This is a genomic window from Enterobacter adelaidei (assembly GCF_041937165.1).
In the GTDB taxonomy this organism is placed as follows: Bacteria; Pseudomonadota; Gammaproteobacteria; order Enterobacterales; family Enterobacteriaceae; genus Enterobacter; species Enterobacter adelaidei.
Genome location: NZ_CP154355.1, coordinates 14,395 through 37,786, shown reverse-complemented (window position 1 = coordinate 37,786; position 23,392 = coordinate 14,395). Strand labels below are relative to the sequence as shown.

Below are 23,392 nucleotides of genomic sequence, written 5' to 3'. Positions count from 1 at the left end.
TGGGTGAATAATAATTTACCCATAGGCCTTGGAATGGATACTCAAGCACTCTTGCCAGCTACTAAAACGTTTAAAAAACGCGCCAGTATAAAGCAATCTAACGAATTGACCGAAGCCGCATATTACTTGCCTCTTCAGGCAAAACGTGTGCTGTGGTTATGCCTTATGCAGGCCTATTTCAACGACAGTCAGGATGATGATTCTGACGTATTACCTCTCTTCAAAATTAGCGTTTCCGATTACGTCAAATACTTCAATGTCGCTACGTCTGTCGCCAGTCGTGATGTAAAGGCTGGGGTAAATGCTTTGGGCGAATCAACGGTTACCTTCTATCCAAAAGAAGGTGAGTTTGAAGAAGTTAAACGTCCTTGGCTTGCTGAAGCAGGAATGAAGAGAGGCCGGGGTTCCTGGCAGATTGAGTTTAACTACAAGGTCATGCCATTCCTTGTTGGCTTAACCTCCCAGTTCACAACCTATTCTCTCTATGACTGCGGCCAGCTCAATAGTGTTCGTGTCATCCGGCTTTATGAAAGCCTGTGTCAGTTCCGGAGCACTGGTGTCTGGATCACCACACATGACTGGTTATGTGAAAGGTTTATGCTTCCAACCTCGCAGAAGAACAATATTGCGGAAATGAAACGTACCTTCCTGGAACCTGCGTTGAAGAAAATTAATGAGAAGACGCCCTTAAAGGTAAGTTATACAACCGAAGAAGATGGTCGCTTACTGTTTAATTTTCTTGATAAAAAACAATGACCTGAAATTTATCCTATATCCCCCCTTGGACTGTTTCTTACTTTTGGGGGGATACTAAACTTGCTGTATTTCCCACATTACATGCCGAACTTGACCTGTTTCCCACTGTTCGGGCTGCCCTCTAAGTTGACTTCTTTCCCACAGTCCCGGCCAGTTATTAAGTTGACCTGTTTCCCACAGTCATGACTGTCCGCGAAGTTGACGTGTTTCCCACACTCCCTGCTGGCCATAAAGTTGACCTGTTTCCCACGGTTCGTGCCGTCTGCGAAGTTGATGTGTTTCCCACAGTCCGGGCCGTCTGCGAAGTTGACCTGTTTCCCACAATACGGGCCATCTGCGAAGTTGACCTGTTTCCCACAGTTCGTGCCGCCTGCGAAGTTGATGTGTTTCCCACAGTCCGGGCCGTCTGCGAAGTTGACCTGCTTCCCACAGTCCGGGCCGTCTGCGAAGTTGACCTGTTTCCCACATTACGGGTCGTCCGCAAAGTTGACCTGTTTCCCATAGTCCGGGATGTCTGTGAAGTTGACCTATTTCCCATATTCCGGGGTGTCTGTGTAGTTGACCTGTTTCCCATATTCCGGGGGGCTACAAAGTTGACCTGTTTCCCATAGAACACCGATTCTATGGCTGAATGATCTGCGGCCGGAGTCTGCAAAGATTAATCTTGAGTCCCAGCTGTGCGGCAAAGAGATATGACTAGATAAGAAAATCTGTAGCAGCCATAAAAAAAGCATGCTTTCATGCTTTCATGCAATCATTAAGTTGCTTTGTACTTTTTAGTAAGCGAGGTGACAGGCGATTAGAGTGCATATACTTAGATGAAAGGATGAAATAATGATTTCATCCTTTCATGAAGGCGGGGGTCTGAGTGGTTAACCTGGAAATGAAATCATGATTTCATCATTTCATTTTATTGCGATACATTTCATATCCTGCAAGGAGCATATCTGTCATCGATATTCCCTGTTCTGCCGCGTAAGCTTTCATCTCTTTATGCTTAGATACCGGCACTTTGATTTGGATAGGTTTAACCGACGAATCCGGCGCAGCACCCTTTCCGGTAACATCCAGAGTTGGCTCATCCTCCTTAGGAGGCGCAAGTTTTATTGATTTTCCTGGGGCTTTCATAGAACTCCTCATATCCAAAATAATGAAATCTTTAAATCATGCTATCATGAATTAATGATATCATGAATTTCTTCGATCATTTGTTTTGCTGTTTCGTTTAAGGATTTGAAAGGAGTTTCATGGAGGGCACGCCCCGCATCCAGAGCCTCACCGTAACTGGTTTTGAATGGAATGATTGTATTGAGAACTTTGAAGCCCCACGCCTTGATAGTCTCCTGAGCTTTTTCGCCCTGTGACTGAGATGGTGACTTTGCGACAATGAATACGATTTTGCTTTTCTCAATGCCCTTTTTAATCAATTCGCGGGCAAGTTCCAGAGAGGGTTCCAGATCATCAATTGTGGTGCCAGTGGTTATGATAACGAGATCAGATTCATCAGCCACATCCAGTGATGTTGTCTCTGCTGCAGGACGACCATCGATGATAAGCAAATGGCAGCTATCTTTCATTTTGACAGCTGTATCTACCCGGCGGTAAAGAGCGCAGTCAATTTGGCTTAGACCATTGTTCTCGCGTCGTTCTGTCCACTTCAGAGAGGTTTGTTGCTTCGTGTCTATGTCCGCCAGATGAGTCTTCCATCCAGCTTCAGTAAACCCAACAGCAAGTGTTCTGGCTTTGGTACTTTTTGAACCTCCGCCTTTCTGACCAACGATCGATATAACCTTTCCCATATATACCACCTTCATTAAATCATGATTTCATTAAACACATACATCCCACTTCTCATATTGCCCAAAATCGAACAACTTAACAAGATGAAATCATGATTTAATGATATAATTATAGCATGATTTACGTAACTGACTGATAGTAATGCATTACCAAGCAATGAAAGCATGATGTAATGATTTCATGATTAAGTGCGCGAGGAAAGTTTATGAAACAGTACACATTGAAAATCTACTTTGGAGATAACTCTGCGCCTGCTTATTTTGGTGGCGACAGGCAGGATGATTCATCGAATACGACACCGTTCCAGGTGGCTCTTAAAAAGTCTCGAGACTGTAATTCATATGCCGCTTGCTTATGTACGGGTAAAGAATTGCCACTCTCTGTGAGGCTCAGAATGGAGAAACATCATTTAGCTCGATTCCCACTCACGGGTATAAAACACAGAGAGGACTGCAGATTCTATAGTAGCCTCAGTCCTGAAGGGCCGCAGGGGTGTTATACACAGGACGCATTGAAAGAGAAGCCGGATGGAACAATCAATATTAAGCTTGATTACCCGTTGCAGGTAACCGGTCCGTCAACACCCATAGATAGTTCTCTGCGTTCTGGTGATGCTTCACGGAACAATAAACGCGACACTGTTTCTATTCTTGGTCTTCTACATTTTCTCTGGGAGACAACCAGCTATAACACATGGGTACCTAAAATGGACGGTATGCGTTCATCCACCAAACTGGGTTATCACTTGTTTAAGCAGGCAGAAAAGATAGAAGCAGGCAAAACAAAGTTATCTGACGTTCTGCTCACTCCGGCCTACACGAACTCCAGCGATAGCAGAAGAAACAGCATGACTGTCGAACGTGCGAAAGTTAATAAACAACGTCTTGTAGTTATTGCTGAGCTTGCAAAGTTCTCTGAAAGTTACATGGATGGATTAAATCGACTTCCTGTACGTGACTTTTCCGGCATGCCTTTTCTGGGACTTGACGATGCCAGATGGAAGTCTGCGTTAGACAGATTTCCAATTGCGGTGAATGGCTGGATAAAAGGTATGAAGGTATTTGTAATAGCTGTTACGGATGTTCCTGGCGCAAAATCAGCCCAGGTGAGACAGCTGGCCCTGATGATGGTAAGTGATCGCTACATACCGCTTGATTCATTGAATGAAGGGGCATTTGAACAAAAGCTATTCGAGCTGGAGCGATCGTTTTACAAACCCCTACGTTATGATTCATCCACTTATGAATATCTCGCGGACTTTTGCCTCACTGATGTTTCTACAGATAACCATTTACCTATCCCTGTGGAAATATGGGGGATGAATACTCCTGATTATCAGGAGCATCGGATGGTAAAGGAAAGATGGTACAACGCAAATTATGGCGAAACTGGTTGGTTATCATGGGATGCAACTCGAACATCTGTAGACAGTATCGAATCGCTTTTACCTAAGAAAATGAAATCATTGTATCATGATATCATTAAATAATGATTGATGTGCTGCTGCCTCTCAAGAGTGCACCTTCCCGCAACATTACTTCATTTGGGAAGGTGTTGCCCTCCTGTTCTACTGGCTGGCAAAACGCAGGATTGATACCATATGAGTGAGAGTTGACATGACCAGGTTCACGCGTTCCGCCTAATAGTTGAAATGATGTTCTGATGTAGCAGTCTATCACCTGTAACTATTTGAGTTAAAGGATATAAAATGGGAATTTTATGTGAGAAGTGTGATGCCAATAATGACCCAGATATTGATAGTTATTACAATGGCGTAGTTGAAAACAATTTAACCTCTTACACCTACGCTGCTAAATTTACTTGCTGGCGCTGTAAGCATGAAAATGACGTCACCATTGACACAATCTCATCTGATGAGATTGAAGAAGTGCTTAACTGTCAAATCAGGTATAACTAGTTCTACTAGCTTTTATCTTTGGCCGCGAATGCGGCCATATTTTAATGGTGATTTAAATGAATAACTTTCTCTTTTATGCACTTGTATATATAGGTGCTGGAATAATTGCCTATTATCTGTTTCTTAAAAAAAACTAAGGGCGCGCCAGCTTGTAACATTAGATATAAACTGACTACTTAAAAGTTACCCTTCAACATGGCCACCGCCTCATCGCCCGGCATCTGGAACTGCACCCGGTGACGTGCAGCCACATCTAGCGCAAACACCTTCGTATAAACTTCCGTTGAGCTAATCGACTTGTGTCCCATCAGGCTCTGCAGCACCTTCAGCGGGATGCCGGCATACAGCATGTGCATCCCGTAGCTGTGCCGGAACGTGTGCGGGGTGACCGGCACCGAAAACGTCACCCCGTCGGCTGCAGCCGCATCAACGGCTTCACTTATCCAGGTCCGGACCGTCCTGTCGGTGATTTCCCAGATGCGTGCCTTCTCAGTTCTGCTGGTGCGTTTATTACGGCGCTCCAGCGGAATTTTCAGGGTGGCCACCATCATTTCCAGCTGGCGGGCATACTGCGGATCGGAAAGCGGAACGATACGATGAGGCAGGCTACCGGCCGGAGCACGGCCGGCCGTTCGGGCCGCTTTCTCCGCACGCTGTTTGAGCGTGGCCAGCTGCACGAACGGGTAGGGCGGTACCAGCGAAAAATCACTCCGTGTCAGGGCCAGCGCTTCGTTAATGCGCGCGCCGGTATTCCAGAGAGTGGCCAGCAACATCTTGCGGTGGAGATCGGGTACATAGTGGAGCAGGGCACTTACTTCCGGTGCCAGCAGATATTTCGGCAGTTCGTCCTGAACGAGCGCCATCTGGCGCAGTGCCAGCGCGGCCGGGTAATCGATGGCCACCGGCAACTGAGCAGAGGAAAAAGCCCCGGTATGGCCTGGCAGTGCTGGCATCATTTTATGCCTCCATTGTCATGCAGCTGCTCTACGAGCTCACCGGCTGCCTGCGCAGCCATTATTTCCCGGTTCACTCCGGCTTATCCTAATTTGCCAAACAACTGAGGCAGTTCATCAAACATCATCAGGTGACGGGTACGCTTTCCGCGAAAGATACGTCGCATCATCGGCGTGAAATCCGCAGGCTCCCAGCCATAGGGCCACGTATAGTAAATCCCTTCCTGCAGCGTGCTGTCGCGTCGCTCTGGTCCGGCAACGATACGTCTGACCTCCCTGCTCAGCGCCTCACCGCGCAGGCCGTACTGGCCCAGGTAGCGGCGCAGCCGCGTTCTCGGCATCCGCGGATCGGATTTCACGTAAGTATTAATATCCATATGCTGGGTGGCCGTGATGAGCTTCATGCCATACTTGCGCATGGTGCATAAGGCGGTGGCCATCTCGTCCGTTCCTGTCTGTGGTTCATCATCGGTTGTGTTCATCTGGTTTCCTGTTAACCAGGTTAAGGGTTGTTGCGTTGTCCGATCGTCTAAGCTGACGCGGTATCATCCTGCAGCGACCGGAAGGCAAGCAGGGCGTCCGTCCTGGAGAGCAGCTCTGTACAGTCCCCGCGCTGCGGGTCGATCTCTTCATCTGTGGCCTCGTTATACCGCATACGCAGCCGCCATCCCGTCACGGGAGGCGCGTTCTGTATGGCCAGCACCATCCCTTCCGGCGACAGCAGCTCACGGAGCGTGTAGCAGGCGCCAATCCGGGTCGAGTCCCGCAGCCACATAACGGGGTACTCACTGACCAGCTGGTCATATACGCATTCAGCCGAGTGAAAGTAATTTCCGTCCGCCCTGCATAAATCACACATAACCCTTCCTCTACTGAGAAATCCCGCCACCAGTTATCTCATGACGTTCTCAGAATCCGTCCTTCATTCGCCGCTGCACAGAGAGCAAGGTGAGCTCTTCCAGCCCGTCCGGGACGATCCGTTCCGGATTGGTGTAGATGGCATTCGCATCCCCGGCCAGCCACCACGTTCCGGAATTTCTGATTCGCTCAGCCACCGTCAGGCCGTCCCAGGTGACGATCAGCCAGGTGTTCACGCTCCGCTCATCCGGAGGGCGGAGCCAGAGCCGCTGATGACCGAGGGCGGTCAGCGCCCGCCAGACGGTTTCAAGTGAAACCGGGACGCGCTCGCTTTCATGTGATGATGTATTCATACGCAATAGTCACTCAGAGTAATTATTATGTGCAGCACAACTGACTGCGCACAGGACTGCATCAGTCACCCACCTGAATATTCCCCTGCTTATTTTTCCTGCCATGAATATCACCAGAAAGATAATAAGCAGCCATATAACCACGCCATTAAATTACCGGATACCCGTTTCCGGCAGATCCGACTTTCCGTCATATAACAACTTTCCGGAAGTGTAACACGGTGAGGGAATAAACAAAGCGGCAATATCTGCCCCTGCACGAAGGGTCGCAGGGAAGGGGGTAAACACTATATATAGAAGAAAAATCAGCCTATGGCGTAGCACATATTGTGTTTTTAGGCCGCTGCGCGCCGGGGCTGTTCCGGAAGATCCGGGACTCAGGGTTTTCGGATCTTCAAGACGAAGGAAAGATACTGCTGCATATTAAGCAATAATGTAATGAGATTATTGTTATTAAGGTATTAATAACCAAAGCGCACAAAAACATTATTTTTGTTGCCAGTTCTGCATTAATACACCAAAACAAATTCCGCGATCTATCCCGTCCTGTCATGTCAGGTTTAGCGCGCAGGAGTGGTTAAGATAAATCTGATCGGGATGACATAACCCGAATGCAAAGTGGGCTACGATGGAAAGACTGGGCAAACTCAGGGACAACAAGGAGAAAAAAATGGCTCAACTCAGGATCCGGGGCGTCAGAAGCTACGCGCCTGACAGGGATATCTGCTTTGATCTCAGCAGTAAGGTGACACTCATCTATGGCCAGAACGGCTCAGGAAAATCCACGGTATCAGGCTATTTCTATGACCGGCAGGCGGATAAATACCGGCACTGCACCTTTGAGAGCCCGCACGTCAGCCACTTTCAGGTCTTTAATCAGGAATACATTGACAGTAAGTTCACCCGTTCTGACTATCAGCCCGGGATCTTCACCCTCAGCGAGGCCAATCAGGAAAGCCAGGACAAAATAAACAGTAATAATAAAGAAAGCGCAAAACTGAGTGCCCGGACAGATAAGCTGAATGAGGAGATCGCCGAGAAGGAAGGTATGAAGGAAACGGTCACTGACAGCTGTGCCAAAGATATTTTCAACCGGACAGTCAATGACAGGAAAATCCTCAGCGATTTCCTGGATGGCGCTAAAATTAAACGATCGTTTTACGAACGTATGGTGGCAACACCGCTGTCGGAGGTTAGCACCACGGCTGAGGCGCTGGCGGATAAATGGCGGATGTTAAGTCAGAGCGAAGGAACGCTTGTCGCCGAAATTCATATTCCCCCGACAACTGTTTTAACGGAAGACACCCTGACACTGATGCAGGAACCCGTGATGCCTGCAAGCAGTACGCAATTCTCTGCTCTCATTCAGAAGATCGGTAATGCTGACTGGGTGCGCCAGGGACAGCAGTATATACACGACGATATCTGCCCATTCTGCCAGCAGTCCCTGGATGTCACGGCCTTTTCGCGCGAACTCATTCAGATGTTTGATGAGTCATACCAGACGTCTCTCGGGGCGCTGAGCCAGGCCGCAGAACGACTTGCTCAGGACTGTGATGCCCTGGCCGAATTAGAACGCCGTGTTACGACCCATGCTTTCGTTGATGAGGACAGTCAGATTTTAAGCCTGGTGAAAACGGTCAATAAAGGCTTCCGGATCCTGTTACAGCAGCTCCTTACTAAAATTAAAGAGCCTTCCCGGCAGGTACAACCCGAGAACGTTCAGGATCCCCTGGTGCAGCTCCGGAAGGAAGTGGACGTTTTAAATATCCGGGTACGGGAAAACAACCGTCTTGCTGAAAACTTCAGTCAGGAAAAACAGAACCTGTATACGGAAGTTATGGCGCACCTCAGGGGAATTTGTGAGGAGTTCTTTGCCGGGCGTGACCGGCAGCTTGGCGAACTGCAGAACGAAATCGACACCAGATTGCGTGAAGTCGGCGCCCTGGCTGCCAGTAAGAAAACACTGGATGATGAGACGAACAGGCTGACCGGACAGCTCTCCGACATCCAGCCAACCATTAACAGTATCAATGCGAATCTCAGGCTGCTGGGGATCACCGGCTTTGAAATCATCTGCCATGATGCAGAGATGAAACTGTACCGTCTTCGCCGGGGAAGCGAGCCAGAAAAGGCGGAAGTCTTCAAATCCCTCAGTGAGGGTGAGAAAACAATGGTTGCTTTTCTCTATTTCATCGAATCGTGTTCGGGCAGTCTTACCCCGGAAACCATCCATCCGGAAAATAAACTCATTGTGATTGATGACCCGATTTCCAGCCTGTCACATAACTATATCTATGAAGTTGCAGCACTCATTAAGCGGAAGATAATTAAGGCCGCTGCAGCGAGACATGTGGTGATACTGACGCATAATATGTTTTTCTTCCAGGAGATGCTGCTGAACAGCGGCCGCCTGCAGGATGGCAGGAAAGCGCCAGCAAACTGGTCGCTGTTTCGCATCATCAAGTCGGATTACAGTTCCTGCGAAACGCTTTCCATGCACGAAATGCTCAATGAATATCAGGCGTTATGGCAGACACTGAAAGACGTCAGGGATGCGAAAACCCAGCCCGTGGTGCTGTTCAATACGATGAGGAATATTCTGGAGTATTATTTCAGCTTTTCCTGCAAGAATGAAAAGCTTAAAGAAGCCCTGGAGTCTCTGGCAACGGAACACAGCGATGCCGGAGAATATGATTCATTTTACCGGGCCATCAACCGCCACTCGCATTCGGACGGTAGAAATCTTTTCTCAACCGGCGTCATCGATAAGGAACGCTATCTGAACATGTTCAGGAAAGTGTTTATTCACACTGATGACCATGAACACTATCTTGCCATGATGGGTGAATCCGAAGAACGGCCGGAAACAGAGGCGTAAACAAAGAGTATCGTCACCTGCGGGTACCGTTCACTTAACGCGTCGGGAGCGAGCGCATGTGATTACGCACATGCTCTACGCGCCCGAAACGAAAACGTGTATACCGTACAACGGGTACAATTTTCGGTTTCATGGCGGGTTTCCTTTTACAGTCCGGCTACTGCCGGAAGTCCCTGTAACCATTTACAGGCGGTAAAAAGCGCAGAGGGGAACACCCGAGGTGACGACAGCTGATTATAAGCCCCGTTCCGGTTTGACGTAAATCATTTCCACATTTGAAAAAGGGAAAATCAGGGCTCCCATTCTGTCCGGGAGCTAACTGCGATGTGCATCCAGCTTTGAATAACCAAACCTAATGAAAGTCACTGCTCATGCTGTTAACGGCCGTCCCGCATTCAAGTTCCCTCCAGGCAGCCGAGCGTGATATTTCCGACTTTGCCTATTTTTCAGATCTCGGGAGAGGAAGAGAGGAATTATTGCAGCATGGACACAAAAAACGAGTAATTGTTGCGATGAGAGGATTATTGCTCCATGAGCAAATATAAATGACTTTATGCGCCATGAGGTTAAATATATTGTTCCTGCCGTCCGGCTGAACCCCGGGGCAGGGGATCAGCCGGGAAGGAAAGCGTCACGGTTCTGCTTTCCGGGAGAGGGTCTTTCGTTTTTTCTTCAGGTACATCACTTCGTCACATTTGCCGATCATTTCCGCCAGCGTCGCGTACTGGTCTGCGTTATTGATCAGTTCGCCAAAGGAATAATTGATGTTGTAGGGCTTACCCGAGGTGTCATTGTAATGATCCAAACTGGCACTCAGCGCTTGCAGAAAAGAACTCGTGTTCCCGTTTCGCCGGATCAGGGCGGCAAACTCATCCCCGCCGAGGCGGCCTGCTATTTCGCCCGGTTCGAGGTGCTGATGTAAAAAGCCGGCAAAAACCTTCAGCACCTCGTCTCCCTCTGCGTGTCCCCAGAGATCGTTCACCGGTTTGAACCTGTCCAGATCGAAATAGATGAGGCTGAACGACGCATCCTGCCGGTTCATCGCGCGGAAGAGTTTTTCGCCGGCGCGGTAAAACCCGCGCCGGTTGGGAATGCCCGTCAGGCTGTCCGTCATGGCCATGCTGATGGCCTCGAATTCGTCTTCCACGATACAGGCCAGATCCCGGAGGGACGCAATGTCATCATCCGTGAAGGCGCGGGGAACGGTGTGGATCAGGCACAGCGTGCCGGCCACCGTGCCGTCGGGCAGGTTCACCGGCTGGCCGGCGTAGAACCGGATGTGGGGCTCACCGGTGACCAGGGGATTGTCACGGAACCGCTCATCAGCAGCTGCGTCGTGAACAATGAAGGGCCCCTCCTGCAGAATGGCATGCCCGCAGAACGAGATGTTACGCGGGGTTTCGCGCACGCCGACGCCCTGGCAGGCGAGGAGCCACTGGCGCTCGCGATCCAGCAGGCTTATCAGGGCCACCGGGACCTGAAAGGCTTTGCGGGCCAGCCGCGTCAGGCGTTCAAAACGCTCATCGTCACGGGTATCAAGAAGGCCGGTAATATACAGGGACTTCAGCCTCTGTTCTTCATTCTCCGGTATACCGGGTGCCTGCATGTAATCTCCTGGTATGTACAAAGTATATATGCAGATGAAAAGGTGTTTGGATCTGACTGAGTGTAATTATAGTTCACGACTTATCTGCCAGCGGCTGAACTTCAGGTACAGGAATTCACGTTTATCACTCGTACTAGACTCTCCGGAGGACCAGGGGAATGACCGGGTCTGTTACGGTGAGGGAATCTGTAAACCTCAGGATTTTTGCCGGGAAAGTACGTACAACTGCTATCTTGATTAGTAAATGTTAAAATTTGTAGGTATCCACCCGTTAAACAAAATGATTAATATTTAAAAATACTCGTTGAACACCCGTGCCGTAATAATGAAGTACATTAAAAACGTTATCCGGTCATGTGAAGCTGAGACCGTCTCTTCGTCATGTAAAATGCCGTACTTTCTTTGTCGTGAAGAATGACCGGGTTAAGTCCATAAGGTTGAGAGGAAGTCTGCTGATGTGATACGCTCAAGGCGAGATTTATCTCAGTGAGAACTCACGGCAACAAAAAGTTTTTGGACAACAAAACACAAAGTTGTTTTGGACTGTAGGAGTCCAAGAGACAATGACATTACATACAACGCCGTGTAACGGATTTTACATTATTACAAAGCCTGTGTTACAAGAGAGTTATGGACATGATTGAAAAAATATGTGAAGTAATTGATGGTGAATACGTCTGTGATATAGATATTAGCGTTGAAGAATGGAAGATTTTATTAAGGGATAAAAAAGTTTTTGATGACAAAAGTATTGCAGCGTTAAAAAAATGGTTCATTGAGCCAGACCATTCCTGTACATGTTTCGATATCGGCAAGAAGTACGACCTGCACAGTATGAGTGCTAATGGTGTAATCAATGGGTTGGGTGGAAGAGTTCAGAAGCAGCTTGGCCGATTCGAGGTTAAAGGAGTCGGAAAGATTGCTTCCGGGACAAAATTCATTACAGTCATGAAAAGTAGAGAAATTAAAGGAAACCCAAAGCGAAATTTATGGACTATCCGTGAAGAACTTGTTCAGGCAATAAAAGAACTAGATTTTTTTAGTACGAACGAAAGCTCAAGCATTGATTTTTACTCAGATAATGATTTGATCACTGCTCTAGAAGAAAGTAATCACTTTGACGTTACTCAGACATTTGAGTATAGCGAAAAAGCGAAACCTAAGAAAGCTGCAATAGAAGTCAAAAATGGACTCTCATACCCAAGAAGTAAATCTGTTTCAAAAAATGCGCTTAACAAAGCTGATTATAAATGTGAAATTAATTGCGACCATCCAACGTTCAGAAGGCGAAACTCTCCTCTAAATTACACAGAACCTCATCACATTGTCCCGATGTCAAAGCAAGACTATTTTGAGAATTCACTGGATGTGGAAGAGAATATCATATCACTATGTTGCAACTGCCATAAACAAATTCATCTTGGCAAGGGGTTTGAAGATATGTTGAGGAAAATATATGCCGAGCGGAAAGATGTATTAAAAAAAGCGGGAATCGAGATATTATTAGAGGATTTGATTCTTTTTTACAAGATGGAAGGTAATTAATCTTCGAGAAGATGCATGCTTATTTTTATTTTTTTAGCAATGAATGTGAAATACTGCCTGACTATCAATCCTGTCATGTGGTTCAGATTTATGGGGGAGGATTTTAATATTTTACCAGCATGGCATGTCGATCAATCGGTTAAGTATAGCGCCAGGTAACCAGACGGATTTTCCCTCTCGGGCGGGAGTCGTTATCCATCGTCCAGTACCTGATTAAAAGTAGGAGTAATTACAAGAAAATTAAATTGTATGACTATTATTTCCGTTCAGAAAAGAAAGTTACATTAAAAACCCGAAATTATTAGGGTTATTAATTAGTTAAGTGCTATATATTTTCGTGTCCGGGGGTACCCTAAGAGGGTGCGCAAGACAACACTCCAGTGTTCATTATTTATGACTGTCAAGCCATTTATTCATCTGCTCAATTTCACCTTTTTGAGCTTTAATGATGTCCTGCGCAAGCTTTCTCATTTCGGGATCTTTTCCGTATTTGAGCTCGGTCTCAGCCATTGCGATTGCCCCTTCATGGTGTGCGATCATACCTTTTGCAAAGGCCTTATCGGGATTGGATTCATTAACGGCGGCCATCATTTTTTCATGCATATTTTTCATGCCAGCCATATATTCCTGTGATGATGCCGATGAGTGCATATCTGACATTTTCATTTCCGAATGTTCAGCAGAAATGGCTGGCAGGGATAACATTAATATTACAAAAAGGGTGTTTTTGATTTTCATATAATAATTCCTTTCAGACAGGTACCGGTTAAGTGTAGCTGAGTCAGACAAAAAAGCCCCCTGACGGGGGGCAAAAATGTAGCAACGTTGTTTCAGGAAAATCTATCAGGGAAAAGGTAACAGCACGGATACTACCGTCGCATTCAGCCTGCATTGATCATGCGGCGGTGCGCTTCGGCCATGGCCTGATGTGGGCCGGATTGCCCGTTATTCATGAATTCATGGGCAACCGCTGCTCTTTCATGCTCATTCATCGCCGCGTAAGACGTTGACGGGACGGTCGTGGATACCGTGTTATTTCCCATCATCTTCTGATGACTTTCCACCATTTTCTGGTGCGCATCCGCCGAGCCGTTCGTCATGGTTTCATGAGCAATAATGGCCTGTTCATGCTGGTCCATACCGGTCATACGAGGAGCAGTCCCCTGGATCCCGACAGGAGCCGCAGCAGACTGCATCTGGTGAGCAGGAGCCTGTGCATTGTTGACGCGATCATGGATATTCACGGTTTCAGTGGCCCAGGCCGATGAAATTAAACCAAAGCCCAGCAAAGATGCTAATACGATATTTTTCATGATAACTCTCCATTTCTGAATTAGTGATGTCCGGGGAAGTACAACCGGTGTTTTCAGTTCCATAACTGAAACAAGTTCGGCAGCGTTTATTTCTCCGGAAGAGGGCTGGATATTCATTTCCTGGCGTACTCTGACGCCGGGTATTGATGAAGCAATCCAGCCTTCCTGATAAGTTGCACTAATTATATCGAATGGCTTCTGTTTGCTGCATGACAGGCTAATGACATCTTTGTCATTTACATCTTTATTTTCAGCATTGGGTTTCCGGGATCATTTTCTCCAGTCTGGGCACGGATAAGATAAAACGCGTGGAGCGTACGTCTGATTCCACCTGCACTCTTCCGTGATGTGCTTCCACGATTGACTTCACAATCGCAAGGCCGATGCCGCTGCCTTCTCCTTTTCGTTGTCTGGATGGATCCACCCGATAAAAACGGTCAAACAGCCTTGATAAATGTTCTTCAGGGATCGGTTTCCCCGGATTTTCAATCACAAGGTCAAAAAAGCTCTCCTGCTCTCTTATTGAGACGGTGATTGCCTGTCCCTCCGGGGTATAACGCAGGGCATTGGATAACAGATTATTGATCGCCCTTCTGAACATTTGTGGATCTCCCTCAACCAGGCAGGGCATCCCGTCAAATTTGAGCGTGATATTGCGTTCTTCGGCCCAGGCTTCGAAAAACTCGAAGACTTTCATGACTTCCGCTCTGAGGTCAAACATGACCCTGTCAGGTATCAGCTGATTATTGTCTGCCTGCGCCAGGAACAGCATGTCGCTGACCATTTTGGTCATCCGGTTATACTCTTCCAGGCTGGAGTAGAGGACATCCTCAAGTTCCTTCTGGGTTCGATCCTGACTCAGCGCGATTTCAGTCTGTGTCACCAGATTGGTGATGGGCGTTCTGATCTCGTGCGCGATATCGGCAGAGAAATTGGCCTGGCGGGTAAAGACATCCTCAATCTTTCCAATCATATGATTGAACGAGATAACCAGTTGCTCCAGCTCAATGGGAACCCGTGTCGGTTCCAGCCGCGCATCAAGATTCTCGGAGGTGATGCTTTTAATGGCATTGCTGACATTACGAAGGGGCAGATGCCCCTGACGGACAGCGATGCGAATGATCAGAACAATCAGCAGGCTTATCACAACAGCGATTGCAATCAGATTTTTTTTCAGCGCATCAAGGTAATGGAGATGGAAATTAATGGAGAGGCCAGTCAGCATGACATAGTTCTGCTTTTTGCCCTGAAATATCGCCTGGCCAGAGGAGGCGATAATCCGGTATGTTTCCATCTTCATTCCGGACCCGGTATCCATCGGTCCCGCAGGATCCTCCACCGTCCAGAGAAAGACATCCCGTGCGCGGCTGTGCTCGCTAAAATCTGCTGAATTCACTGCCGGGCGTAGTGCCGCCCCCTGAGCTGAGCTCAAGAGCACTTCACCCCTGGGATTGAGGAGCAAAAGGGCAACGTTGCGGTAGCTGGCAATTGATTCCTTTATTTTGCTTACTTTTTTTTCATCCGGATCTGCCGGGGACTGGAGTATAGGGGTCTGACGCTCAGTGGAACGAAAACTCACGTTAAGGGATTTTGGTCATGAGATTATCAAAAAGGATCTTCACCTAGATCCTTTTAAATTAAAAATGAAGTTTTAAATCAATCTAAAGTATATATGAGTAAACTTGGTCTGACAGTTACCAATGCTTAATCAGTGAGGCACCTATCTCAGCGATCTGTCTATTTCGTTCATCCATAGTTGCCTGACTCCCCGTCGTGTAGATAACTACGATACGGGAGGGCTTACCATCTGGCCCCAGTGCTGCAATGATACCGCGAGACCCACGCTCACCGGCTCCAGATTTATCAGCAATAAACCAGCCAGCCGGAAGGGCCGAGCGCAGAAGTGGTCCTGCAACTTTATCCGCCTCCATCCAGTCTATTAATTGTTGCCGGGAAGCTAGAGTAAGTAGTTCGCCAGTTAATAGTTTGCGCAACGTTGTTGCCATTGCTGCAGGCATCGTGGTGTCACGCTCGTCGTTTGGTATGGCTTCATTCAGCTCCGGTTCCCAACGATCAAGGCGAGTTACATGATCCCCCATGTTGTGCAAAAAAGCGGTTAGCTCCTTCGGTCCTCCGATCGTTGTCAGAAGTAAGTTGGCAGCAGTGTTATCACTCATGGTTATGGCAGCACTGCATAATTCTCTTACTGTCATGCCATCCGTAAGATGCTTTTCTGTGACTGGTGAGTACTCAACCAAGTCATTCTGAGAATAGTGTATGCGGCGACCGAGTTGCTCTTGCCCGGCGTCAACACGGGATAATACCGCACCACATAGCAGAACTTTAAAAGTGCTCATCATTGGAAAACGTTCTTCGGGGCGAAAACTCTCAAGGATCTTACCGCTGTTGAGATCCAGTTCGATGTAACCCACTCGTGCACCCAACTGATCTTCAGCATCTTTTACTTTCACCAGCGTTTCTGGGTGAGCAAAAACAGGAAGGCAAAATGCCGCAAAAAAGGGAATAAGGGCGACACGAAAATGTTGAATACTCATACTCTTCCTTTTTCAATATTATTGAAGCATTTACCAGGGTTATTGTCTCATGAGCGGATACATATTTGAATGTATTTAGAAAAATAAACAAATAGGGGTTCCGCGCACATTTCCCCGAAAAGTGCCACCTGACGTCTAAGAAACCATTATTATCATGACATTAACCTATAAAAATAGGCGTATCACGAGGCCCTTTCGTCTTCAAGAATTTTATAAACCGTGGAGCGGGCAATACTGAGCTGATGAGCAATTTCCGTTGCACCAGTGCCCTTCTGATGAAGCGTCAGCACGACGTTCCTGTCCACGGTACGCCTGCGGCCAAATTTGATTCCTTTCAGCTTTGCTTCCTGTCGGCCCTCATTCGTGCGTTCTAGGATCCTCCGGCGTTCAGCCTGTGCCACAGCCGACAGGATGGTGACCACCATTTGCCCCATATCACCGTCGGTACTGATCCCGTCATCAATGAACCGGACTGCCACGCCCTGAGCGTCAAATTCCTTTATCAGTTGGATCATATCGGCAGTGTCGCGGCCAAGACGGTCGAGCTTCTTAACCAGAATGACATCACCTTCCTCCACCTTCATCCTCAGCAAATCCAGCCCTTCCCGGTCTGTTGAACTGCCGGATGCCTTATCGGTAAATATACGGTTTGCTTTCACACCTGCGTCTTTGAGTGCTCTGACCTGAAGATCAAGAGACTGCTGACTGGTTGAGACCCGAGCGTAACCAAAAAGTCGCATAAAAATGTACCTTAAATCGAATATCGGACAACTCATGTCTATTATTACAAATTTACGATTTAATAGACATATTAATGTAACAGTTTTACGATGTCCGATAATTTATAACATTTCGTACGGTTGGAAAAATGTTACTAAATGCCCGTCAGGCAGGGAGGCCGATATGCCCGTTGACTTTCTGACCACTGAGCAGACTGAAAGCTATGGCAGATTCACCGGTGAACCGGATGAGCTTCAGCTGGCACGATATTTTCACCTTGATGAAGCAGACAAGGAATTTATCGGAAAAAGCAGAGGTGATCACAACCGTCTGGGCATTGCCCTGCAAATTGGATGTGTCCGTTTTCTGGGCACCTTCCTCACCGATATGAATCATATTCCTTCCGGCGTCCGGCATTTTACCGCCAGACAGCTCGGGATTCGTGATATCACCGTTCTTGCAGAATACGGTCAGAGGGAAAATACCCGCCGTGAGCATGCAGCGCTGATACGTCAGCACTATCAGTATCGTGAATTTGCCTGGCCCTGGACATTTCGCCTTACCCGTCTTTTATATACCCGGAGCTGGATAAGCAACGAACGTCCTGGCCTGCTTTTCGATCTGGCGACAGGGTGGCTTATGCAACATCGTATTATTCTCCCCGGAGCCACTACGCTGACCCGGTTGATTTCAGAGGTAAGGGAAAAGGCGACGTTGCGCCTGTGGAACAAACTGGCACTGATACCGTCAGCCGAACAGCGTTCACAGCTGGAGATGCTGCTGGGGCCAACTGATTGCAGCCGCCTGTCTTTACTGGAATCACTGAAAAAGGGCCCTGTGACCATCAGTGGTCCGGCGTTTAATGAAGCAATTGAACGCTGGAAAACTCTGAACGATTTTGGCCTGCATGCTGAAAACCTGAGTACACTCCCGGCTGTGCGCCTGAAAAATCTCGCACGTTATGCTGGTATGACTTCGGTGTTCAATATTGCCAGGATGTCACCGCAGAAAAGGATGGCGGTTCTGGTTGCCTTTGTCCTTGCATGGGAAACGCTGGCGCTGGATGATGCATTGGACGTTCTGGACGCCATGCTGGCCGTTATCATCCGTGACGCCAGAAAGATTGGGCAGAAAAAACGGCTCCGCTCGCTGAAGGATCTGGATAAATCTGCATTGGCGCTCGCCAGCGCATGTTCGTACCTGCTGAAAGAAGAAACACCGGACGAATCGATTCGTGCTGAGGTGTTCAGCTACATCCCAAGGCAAAAGCTGGCTGAAATCATCACGCTTGTCCGTGAAATTGCCCGGCCCTCAGACGATAATTTTCATGAAGAAATGGTGGAGCAGTACGGGCGCGTTCGTCGTTTCCTGCCCCATCTGCTGAATACCGTTAAATTTTCATCCGCACCTGCCGGGGTTACCACTCTGAATGCCTGTGACTACCTCAGCCGGGAGTTCAGCTCACGGCGGCAGTTTTTTGACGACGCACCAACGGAAATTATCAGTCGGTCATGGAAACGGCTGGTGATTAACAAGGAAAAACATATCACCCGCAGGGGATACACGCTCTGCTTTCTCAGTAAACTGCAGGATAGTCTGAGGCGGAGGGATGTCTACGTTACCGGCAGTAACCGGTGGGGAGATCCTCGTGCAAGATTACTACAGGGTGCTGACTGGCAGGCAAACCGGATTAAGGTTTATCGTTCTTTGGGGCACCCGACAGACCCGCAGGAAGCAATAAAATCTCTGGGTCATCAGCTTGATAGTCGTTACAGACAGGTTGCTGCACGTCTTTGCGAAAATGAGGCTGTCGAACTCGATGTTTCTGGCCCGAAGCCCCGGTTGACAATTTCTCCCCTCGCCAGTCTTGATGAGCCGGACAGTCTGAAACGACTGAGCAAAATGATCAGTGATCTACTCCCTCCGGTGGATTTAACGGAGTTGCTGCTCGAAATTAACGCCCATACCGGATTTGCTGATGAGTTTTTCCATGCTAGTGAAGCCAGTGCCAGAGTTGATGATCTGCCCGTCAGCATCAGCGCCGTGCTGATGGCTGAAGCCTGCAATATCGGTCTGGAACCACTGATCAGATCAAATGTTCCTGCACTGACCCGACACCGGCTGAACTGGACAAAAGCGAACTATCTGCGGGCTGAAACTATCACCAGCGCTAATGCCAGACTGGTTGATTTTCAGGCAACGCTGCCACTGGCACAGATATGGGGTGGAGGAGAAGTGGCATCTGCAGATGGAATGCGCTTTGTTACGCCAGTCAGAACAATCAATGCCGGACCGAACCGCAAATACTTTGGTAATAACAGAGGGATCACCTGGTACAACTTTGTGTCCGATCAGTATTCCGGCTTTCATGGCATCGTTATACCGGGGACGCTGAGGGACTCTATCTTTGTGCTGGAAGGTCTTCTGGAACAGGAGACCGGGCTGAATCCAACCGAAATTATGACCGATACAGCAGGTGCCAGCGAACTTGTCTTTGGCCTTTTCTGGCTGCTGGGATACCAGTTTTCTCCACGCCTGGCTGATGCCGGTGCTTCGGTTTTCTGGCGAATGGACCATGATGCCGACTATGGCGTGCTGAATGATATTGCCAGAGGGCAATCAGATCCCCGAAAAATAGTCCTTCAGTGGGACGAAATGATCCGGACCGCTGGCTCCCTGAAGCTGGGCAAAGTACAGGTTTCAGTGCTGGTCCGTTCATTGCTGAAAAGTGAACGTCCTTCCGGACTGACTCAGGCAATCATTGAAGTGGGGCGCATCAACAAAACGCTGTATCTGCTTAATTATATTGATGATGAAGATTACCGCCGGCGCATTCTGACCCAGCTTAATCGGGGAGAAAGTCGCCATGCCGTTGCCAGAGCCATCTGTCACGGTCAAAAAGGTGAGATAAGAAAACGATATACCGACGGTCAGGAAGATCAACTGGGCACACTGGGGCTGGTCACTAACGCCGTCGTGTTATGGAACACTATTTATATGCAGGCAGCCCTGGATCATCTCCGGGCGCAGGGTGAAACACTGAATGATGAAGATATCGCACGCCTCTCCCCGCTTTGCCACGGACATATCAATATGCTCGGCCATTATTCCTTCACGCTGGCAGAACTGGTGACCAAAGGACATCTGAGACCATTAAAAGAGGCGTCAGAGGCAGAAAACGTTGCTTAACGTGAGTTTTCGTTCCACTGAGCGTCAGACCCCGTATACGGCTCAGTGTGGTGCTGATTTGTTGCAGATCGCTGACATCCTGCTCGGCAAAATGCTTTTCAACAGAATGCAGCATAAACCAGGTGAAGGCGATAAACGCCAGTATTGTGGACAGGCTGATAAAAAAGGTCAGCCGCAGAGTGAGTGAGAAAGGTCGTCTGGACGGTTTGCTATGCATCCGGGATCTCCAGCATGTAGCCCACGCCCCGCACTGTCTGGATCAGTTTTGTCCCGTAATCGTTGTCTATTTTAGCGCGGAGTCGCTTTACTGCGACATCAATCGCGTTAGTGTCGCTGTCAAAATTCATGTCCCAGACCTGAGAGGCAATCAGGGAGCGGGGAAGAACTTCTCCCTGATGGCGAATGAAGAATTCCAGCAAGCTGAACTCTTTACTGGTGAGCACAATGCGGTTCCCGGCGCGGCTGACTTTTCTGGATACGAGATCAACCGAGAGGTCAGCCACTTTAAGCTGGCTTTCCGTGATCATCGTGTTTCCCCGCCTGAGGAGGGTTCTTACCCGGGCGAGCAGTTCAGCAAACGCAAAGGGCTTCACCAGATAATCGTCCGCACCCAGCTCAAGTCCTTTGACCCTGTGTTCAATCGTGCCAAGGGCCGTCAGCAGTAATACCGGCATCCCCTTTCCGGCACTGCGCAGCATACGGATGATATCCCAGCCGTTTACATCAGGCAGCATGATATCCAGGATGACTAAATCATACTCGGCTGTCATGGCAAGATGATATCCGGTCAGACCATTATCAGCGTGATCCACGACGAACCCCGCCTCTGTCAGCCCCTTGCTGAGATATTCACCTGTTTTAATTTCGTCTTCAACGATTAATATTTTCATCATGCTCCCCGGCTGGCTGCTAATGTCATTTTATTGCGCCCACGATCGTTATCAACGGATTACAGCAAAAATGACAACATTGTCATTATCCTGTCACCCGGCAAACAGAGAGCGTTCGGTAAAGTATCCCTATCAATACTCTGGACTTCGTTTGAACCATTTACCAGGTCTGCCTGTACGAGAAGCGTTATGTTCAAATTAAAATTACTCAGCATCAGTACCATATTCATCCTGGCTGGTTGTGTTTCTCTGGCACCTGAATATCAGCGTCCGCCAGCTCCGGTTCCCCAGCAGTTTTCATTGTCTAAAAACAGTCTGACGCCTGCGGTAAACAGCTATCAGGATACGGGCTGGCGAAACTTTTTTGTCGATCCCCAGGTCAGCAGGCTGATCGGTGAAGCCCTGAATAATAACCGTGATTTGAGAATGGCTGCCCTGAAGGTTGAAGAGGCCCGGGCCCAGTTCAACGTCACGGATGCAGATCGTTATCCCCAACTGAATGCCTCATCCGGGATCACATACAACGGTGGTCTGAAAGGTGACAAGCCGACCACACAGGAGTACGACGCGGGTCTGGAGCTCAGCTATGAGCTCGATTTTTTTGGCAAACTTAAGAACATGAGTGAGGCTGATCGCCAGAACTACTTTGCCAGCGAAGAAGCCCGTCGTGCCGTACACATCCTGCTGGTCTCCAACGTTTCACAGAGCTATTTCAGCCAGCAACTGGCGTACGAACAACTCCGTATTGCGCGGGAAACGCTGAAAAATTATGAACAGTCCTATGCTTTCGTTGAGCAACAGCTCGTGACCGGGAGTACGAACGTTCTGGCACTTGAACAGGCGAGAGGACAAATCGAAAGTACCCGCGCCGAAATAGCCAAACGAGAAGGCGATCTGGCTCAGGCAAACAATGCCCTGCAACTGGTGCTGGGAACGTACCGCGCACTTCCGTCAGAAAAAGGGATGAAAGGCGGGGAGATCGCACCAGTAAAATTGCCACCAAATCTATCTTCACAAATTTTGCTGCAGCGACCGGATATTATGGAAGCGGAATATCAGCTGAAAGCGGCTGATGCCAATATTGGCGCAGCGCGAGCGGCCTTTTTCCCCTCCATTACCCTGACCAGTGGTCTTTCCGCAAGCAGTACGGAGCTGTCAAGCCTGTTTACGTCAGGAAGTGGAATGTGGAATTTTATCCCTAAAATTGAAATTCCTATTTTTAATGCTGGCAGGAATAAAGCCAATCTGAAGCTGGCTGAAATTCGCCAGCAACAATCGGTGGTTAATTACGAACAAAAAATTCAGTCAGCCTTTAAGGATGTTTCCGACACGCTTGCGCTGCGCGACAGCCTTAGCCAGCAACTTGAGTCACAGCAGCGTTATCTTGATTCACTTCAGATAACTCTCCAGCGTGCCAGAGGATTATATGCAAGTGGTGCTGTCAGTTACATCGAAGTGCTGGATGCAGAACGTTCCCTCTTCGCTACGCAGCAAACCATTCTCGATCTTACCTATTCCCGACAGGTTAACGAAATTAATCTGTTTACCGCGCTGGGTGGCGGTTGGGTAGAGTAAATTTATTTAATTAATCAGGAAATTAAAAATGCGTAATTCACTTAAAGCCGTTTTATTTGGTGCCTTCTCTGTCATGTTTTCTGCCGGTCTTCATGCTGAAACACATCAGCATGGCGATATGAATGCTGCCAGTGATGCTTCGGTACAGCAGGTTATCAAGGGCACCGGTGTCGTTAAAGACATTGATATGAATAGTAAAAAGATTACCATTTCGCACGAAGCAATCCCTGCTGTGGGCTGGCCTGCAATGACCATGCGCTTCACTTTTGTTAATGCAGACGACGCTATCAATGCCCTGAAAACCGGCAACCATGTCGATTTCTCGTTTATTCAGCAGGGCAATATCTCCTTACTCAAAAGCATTAACGTTACGCAATCCTGATTATCAGTCCGGAGCGAATACATCCAGTGCGCCTGAACATTCATTAAGGGATTACTGTGAATGAATGATCGGGCGCATATGCCAGGTGTTTTGATTTT

The 23,392-nt window shown here is 48.2% G+C and carries 19 protein-coding genes and 2 pseudogenes; 7 read left to right on the top strand and 14 right to left on the bottom strand.

All coding sequences use genetic code 11. The annotated features are described in order from the left end of the window. The first annotated feature begins 33 nt into the window (after positions 1 to 33). A complete protein-coding gene (locus tag AAHF05_RS24150; RefSeq protein ID WP_029403849.1) occupies positions 34 to 756 on the top strand; it encodes a replication initiation protein in 723 nt (240 codons plus the stop codon). Between the two features lie 900 nt (positions 757 to 1,656). On the opposite strand, the gene AAHF05_RS24145 is transcribed toward AAHF05_RS24150, so the two are convergent. Next, positions 1,657 to 1,884 carry a hypothetical protein gene (locus AAHF05_RS24145; protein WP_032663682.1) on the bottom strand — a complete coding sequence of 76 codons (228 nt, stop codon included), beginning with the start codon at positions 1,882 to 1,884 and terminating at the stop codon, positions 1,657 to 1,659. A 44-nt stretch (positions 1,885 to 1,928) separates the two neighbouring features. Then, positions 1,929 to 2,555 (bottom strand): ParA family protein, encoded by a 627-nt coding sequence (locus tag AAHF05_RS24140; RefSeq protein ID WP_032300957.1) that lies wholly within the window; start codon positions 2,553 to 2,555, stop codon positions 1,929 to 1,931. A gap of 206 nt (positions 2,556 to 2,761) precedes the next feature. Here AAHF05_RS24140 and AAHF05_RS24135 point away from each other — a divergent pair, with 206 nt between their 5' ends. Beyond that, positions 2,762 to 4,045, top strand: a complete 1,284-nt coding sequence (locus tag AAHF05_RS24135; RefSeq protein WP_374936482.1) for a DUF1173 family protein — start codon at positions 2,762 to 2,764, stop codon at positions 4,043 to 4,045. A gap of 605 nt (positions 4,046 to 4,650) precedes the next feature. Here the strand turns inward: AAHF05_RS24135 and AAHF05_RS24130 are convergent. The 4 genes from AAHF05_RS24130 to AAHF05_RS24115 form a co-directional block, all read right to left on the bottom strand. Further along, on the bottom strand, positions 4,651 to 5,430 hold the full coding sequence (locus tag AAHF05_RS24130) for a site-specific integrase (RefSeq protein ID WP_374936481.1): 780 nt from the start codon (positions 5,428 to 5,430) through the stop codon (positions 4,651 to 4,653). Positions 5,431 to 5,510: 80 nt separating this feature from the next. Then, on the bottom strand, positions 5,511 to 5,909 hold the full coding sequence (locus tag AAHF05_RS24125) for a hypothetical protein (protein WP_168445030.1): 399 nt from the start codon (positions 5,907 to 5,909) through the stop codon (positions 5,511 to 5,513). Positions 5,910 to 5,956: 47 nt separating this feature from the next. Then, on the bottom strand, positions 5,957 to 6,286 hold the full coding sequence (locus AAHF05_RS24120) for a hypothetical protein (RefSeq protein WP_374936480.1): 330 nt from the start codon (positions 6,284 to 6,286) through the stop codon (positions 5,957 to 5,959). A gap of 49 nt (positions 6,287 to 6,335) precedes the next feature. Beyond that, positions 6,336 to 6,638, bottom strand: a complete 303-nt coding sequence (locus tag AAHF05_RS24115) for a hypothetical protein (protein WP_008502204.1) — start codon at positions 6,636 to 6,638, stop codon at positions 6,336 to 6,338. A gap of 670 nt (positions 6,639 to 7,308) precedes the next feature. Here AAHF05_RS24115 and AAHF05_RS24110 point away from each other — a divergent pair. Next, positions 7,309 to 9,519: an AAA family ATPase gene (locus AAHF05_RS24110; RefSeq protein ID WP_008322826.1), complete on the top strand. Its 2,211-nt coding sequence runs from the start codon at positions 7,309 to 7,311 to the stop codon at positions 9,517 to 9,519. Positions 9,520 to 10,150: 631 nt separating this feature from the next. Here the strand turns inward: AAHF05_RS24110 and AAHF05_RS24105 are convergent. Continuing rightward, on the bottom strand, positions 10,151 to 11,125 hold the full coding sequence (locus AAHF05_RS24105) for a diguanylate cyclase (RefSeq protein WP_023327686.1): 975 nt from the start codon (positions 11,123 to 11,125) through the stop codon (positions 10,151 to 10,153). A 636-nt stretch (positions 11,126 to 11,761) separates the two neighbouring features. Between AAHF05_RS24105 and AAHF05_RS24100 the strand changes: the two genes are divergently transcribed. Then, a complete protein-coding gene (locus AAHF05_RS24100) occupies positions 11,762 to 12,670 on the top strand; it encodes an HNH endonuclease (protein WP_001372261.1) in 909 nt (302 codons plus the stop codon). Positions 12,671 to 13,057: 387 nt separating this feature from the next. On the opposite strand, the gene AAHF05_RS24095 is transcribed toward AAHF05_RS24100, so the two are convergent. The 5 genes and pseudogenes from AAHF05_RS24095 to AAHF05_RS24075 form a co-directional block, all read right to left on the bottom strand. Continuing rightward, complete coding sequence (locus AAHF05_RS24095; RefSeq protein WP_000694953.1) at positions 13,058 to 13,408, bottom strand: DUF305 domain-containing protein; 351 nt, start codon at positions 13,406 to 13,408, stop codon at positions 13,058 to 13,060. 143 nt (positions 13,409 to 13,551) lie between these two features. Next, a complete protein-coding gene (gene silE / locus AAHF05_RS24090) occupies positions 13,552 to 13,983 on the bottom strand; it encodes a silver-binding protein SilE (protein WP_000790483.1) in 432 nt (143 codons plus the stop codon). Positions 13,984 to 14,233: 250 nt separating this feature from the next. Then, a pseudogene (gene silS, locus AAHF05_RS24085) lies at positions 14,234 to 15,529 on the bottom strand (copper/silver sensor histidine kinase SilS); the annotation flags it as partial. Positions 15,530 to 15,677: 148 nt separating this feature from the next. Continuing rightward, positions 15,678 to 16,538, bottom strand: coding sequence for a broad-spectrum class A beta-lactamase TEM-1 (locus AAHF05_RS24080; RefSeq protein ID WP_000027057.1), 861 nt, complete (start codon positions 16,536 to 16,538; stop codon positions 15,678 to 15,680). A 182-nt stretch (positions 16,539 to 16,720) separates the two neighbouring features. Next, a complete protein-coding gene (locus AAHF05_RS24075; protein WP_001235713.1) occupies positions 16,721 to 17,278 on the bottom strand; it encodes a recombinase family protein in 558 nt (185 codons plus the stop codon). Between the two features lie 163 nt (positions 17,279 to 17,441). On the opposite strand from AAHF05_RS24075, the gene AAHF05_RS24070 reads away from it, so the two are divergent. Continuing rightward, positions 17,442 to 20,447, top strand: coding sequence for a Tn3-like element Tn3 family transposase (locus AAHF05_RS24070; RefSeq protein ID WP_001143760.1), 3,006 nt, complete (start codon positions 17,442 to 17,444; stop codon positions 20,445 to 20,447). 34 nt (positions 20,448 to 20,481) lie between these two features. On the opposite strand, the pseudogene AAHF05_RS24065 reads toward AAHF05_RS24070, so the two are convergent. Continuing rightward, positions 20,482 to 20,664, bottom strand: a pseudogene (locus AAHF05_RS24065) (two-component sensor histidine kinase); the annotation flags it as partial. Next, positions 20,657 to 21,337, bottom strand: a complete 681-nt coding sequence (gene silR, locus AAHF05_RS24060; RefSeq protein WP_001572351.1) for a copper/silver response regulator transcription factor SilR — start codon at positions 21,335 to 21,337, stop codon at positions 20,657 to 20,659. The gene silR and the pseudogene AAHF05_RS24065, both read right to left, overlap by 8 nt. Before the next feature lie 189 nt (positions 21,338 to 21,526). On the opposite strand from silR, the gene silC reads away from it, so the two are divergent. Continuing rightward, a complete protein-coding gene (silC, locus tag AAHF05_RS24055) occupies positions 21,527 to 22,912 on the top strand; it encodes a Cu(+)/Ag(+) efflux RND transporter outer membrane channel SilC (protein ID WP_000475512.1) in 1,386 nt (461 codons plus the stop codon). Between the two features lie 28 nt (positions 22,913 to 22,940). Further along, complete coding sequence (gene cusF, locus AAHF05_RS24050) at positions 22,941 to 23,294, top strand: cation efflux system protein CusF (RefSeq protein ID WP_001246153.1); 354 nt, start codon at positions 22,941 to 22,943, stop codon at positions 23,292 to 23,294. The last annotated feature ends 98 nt before the right edge of the window (positions 23,295 to 23,392 follow it).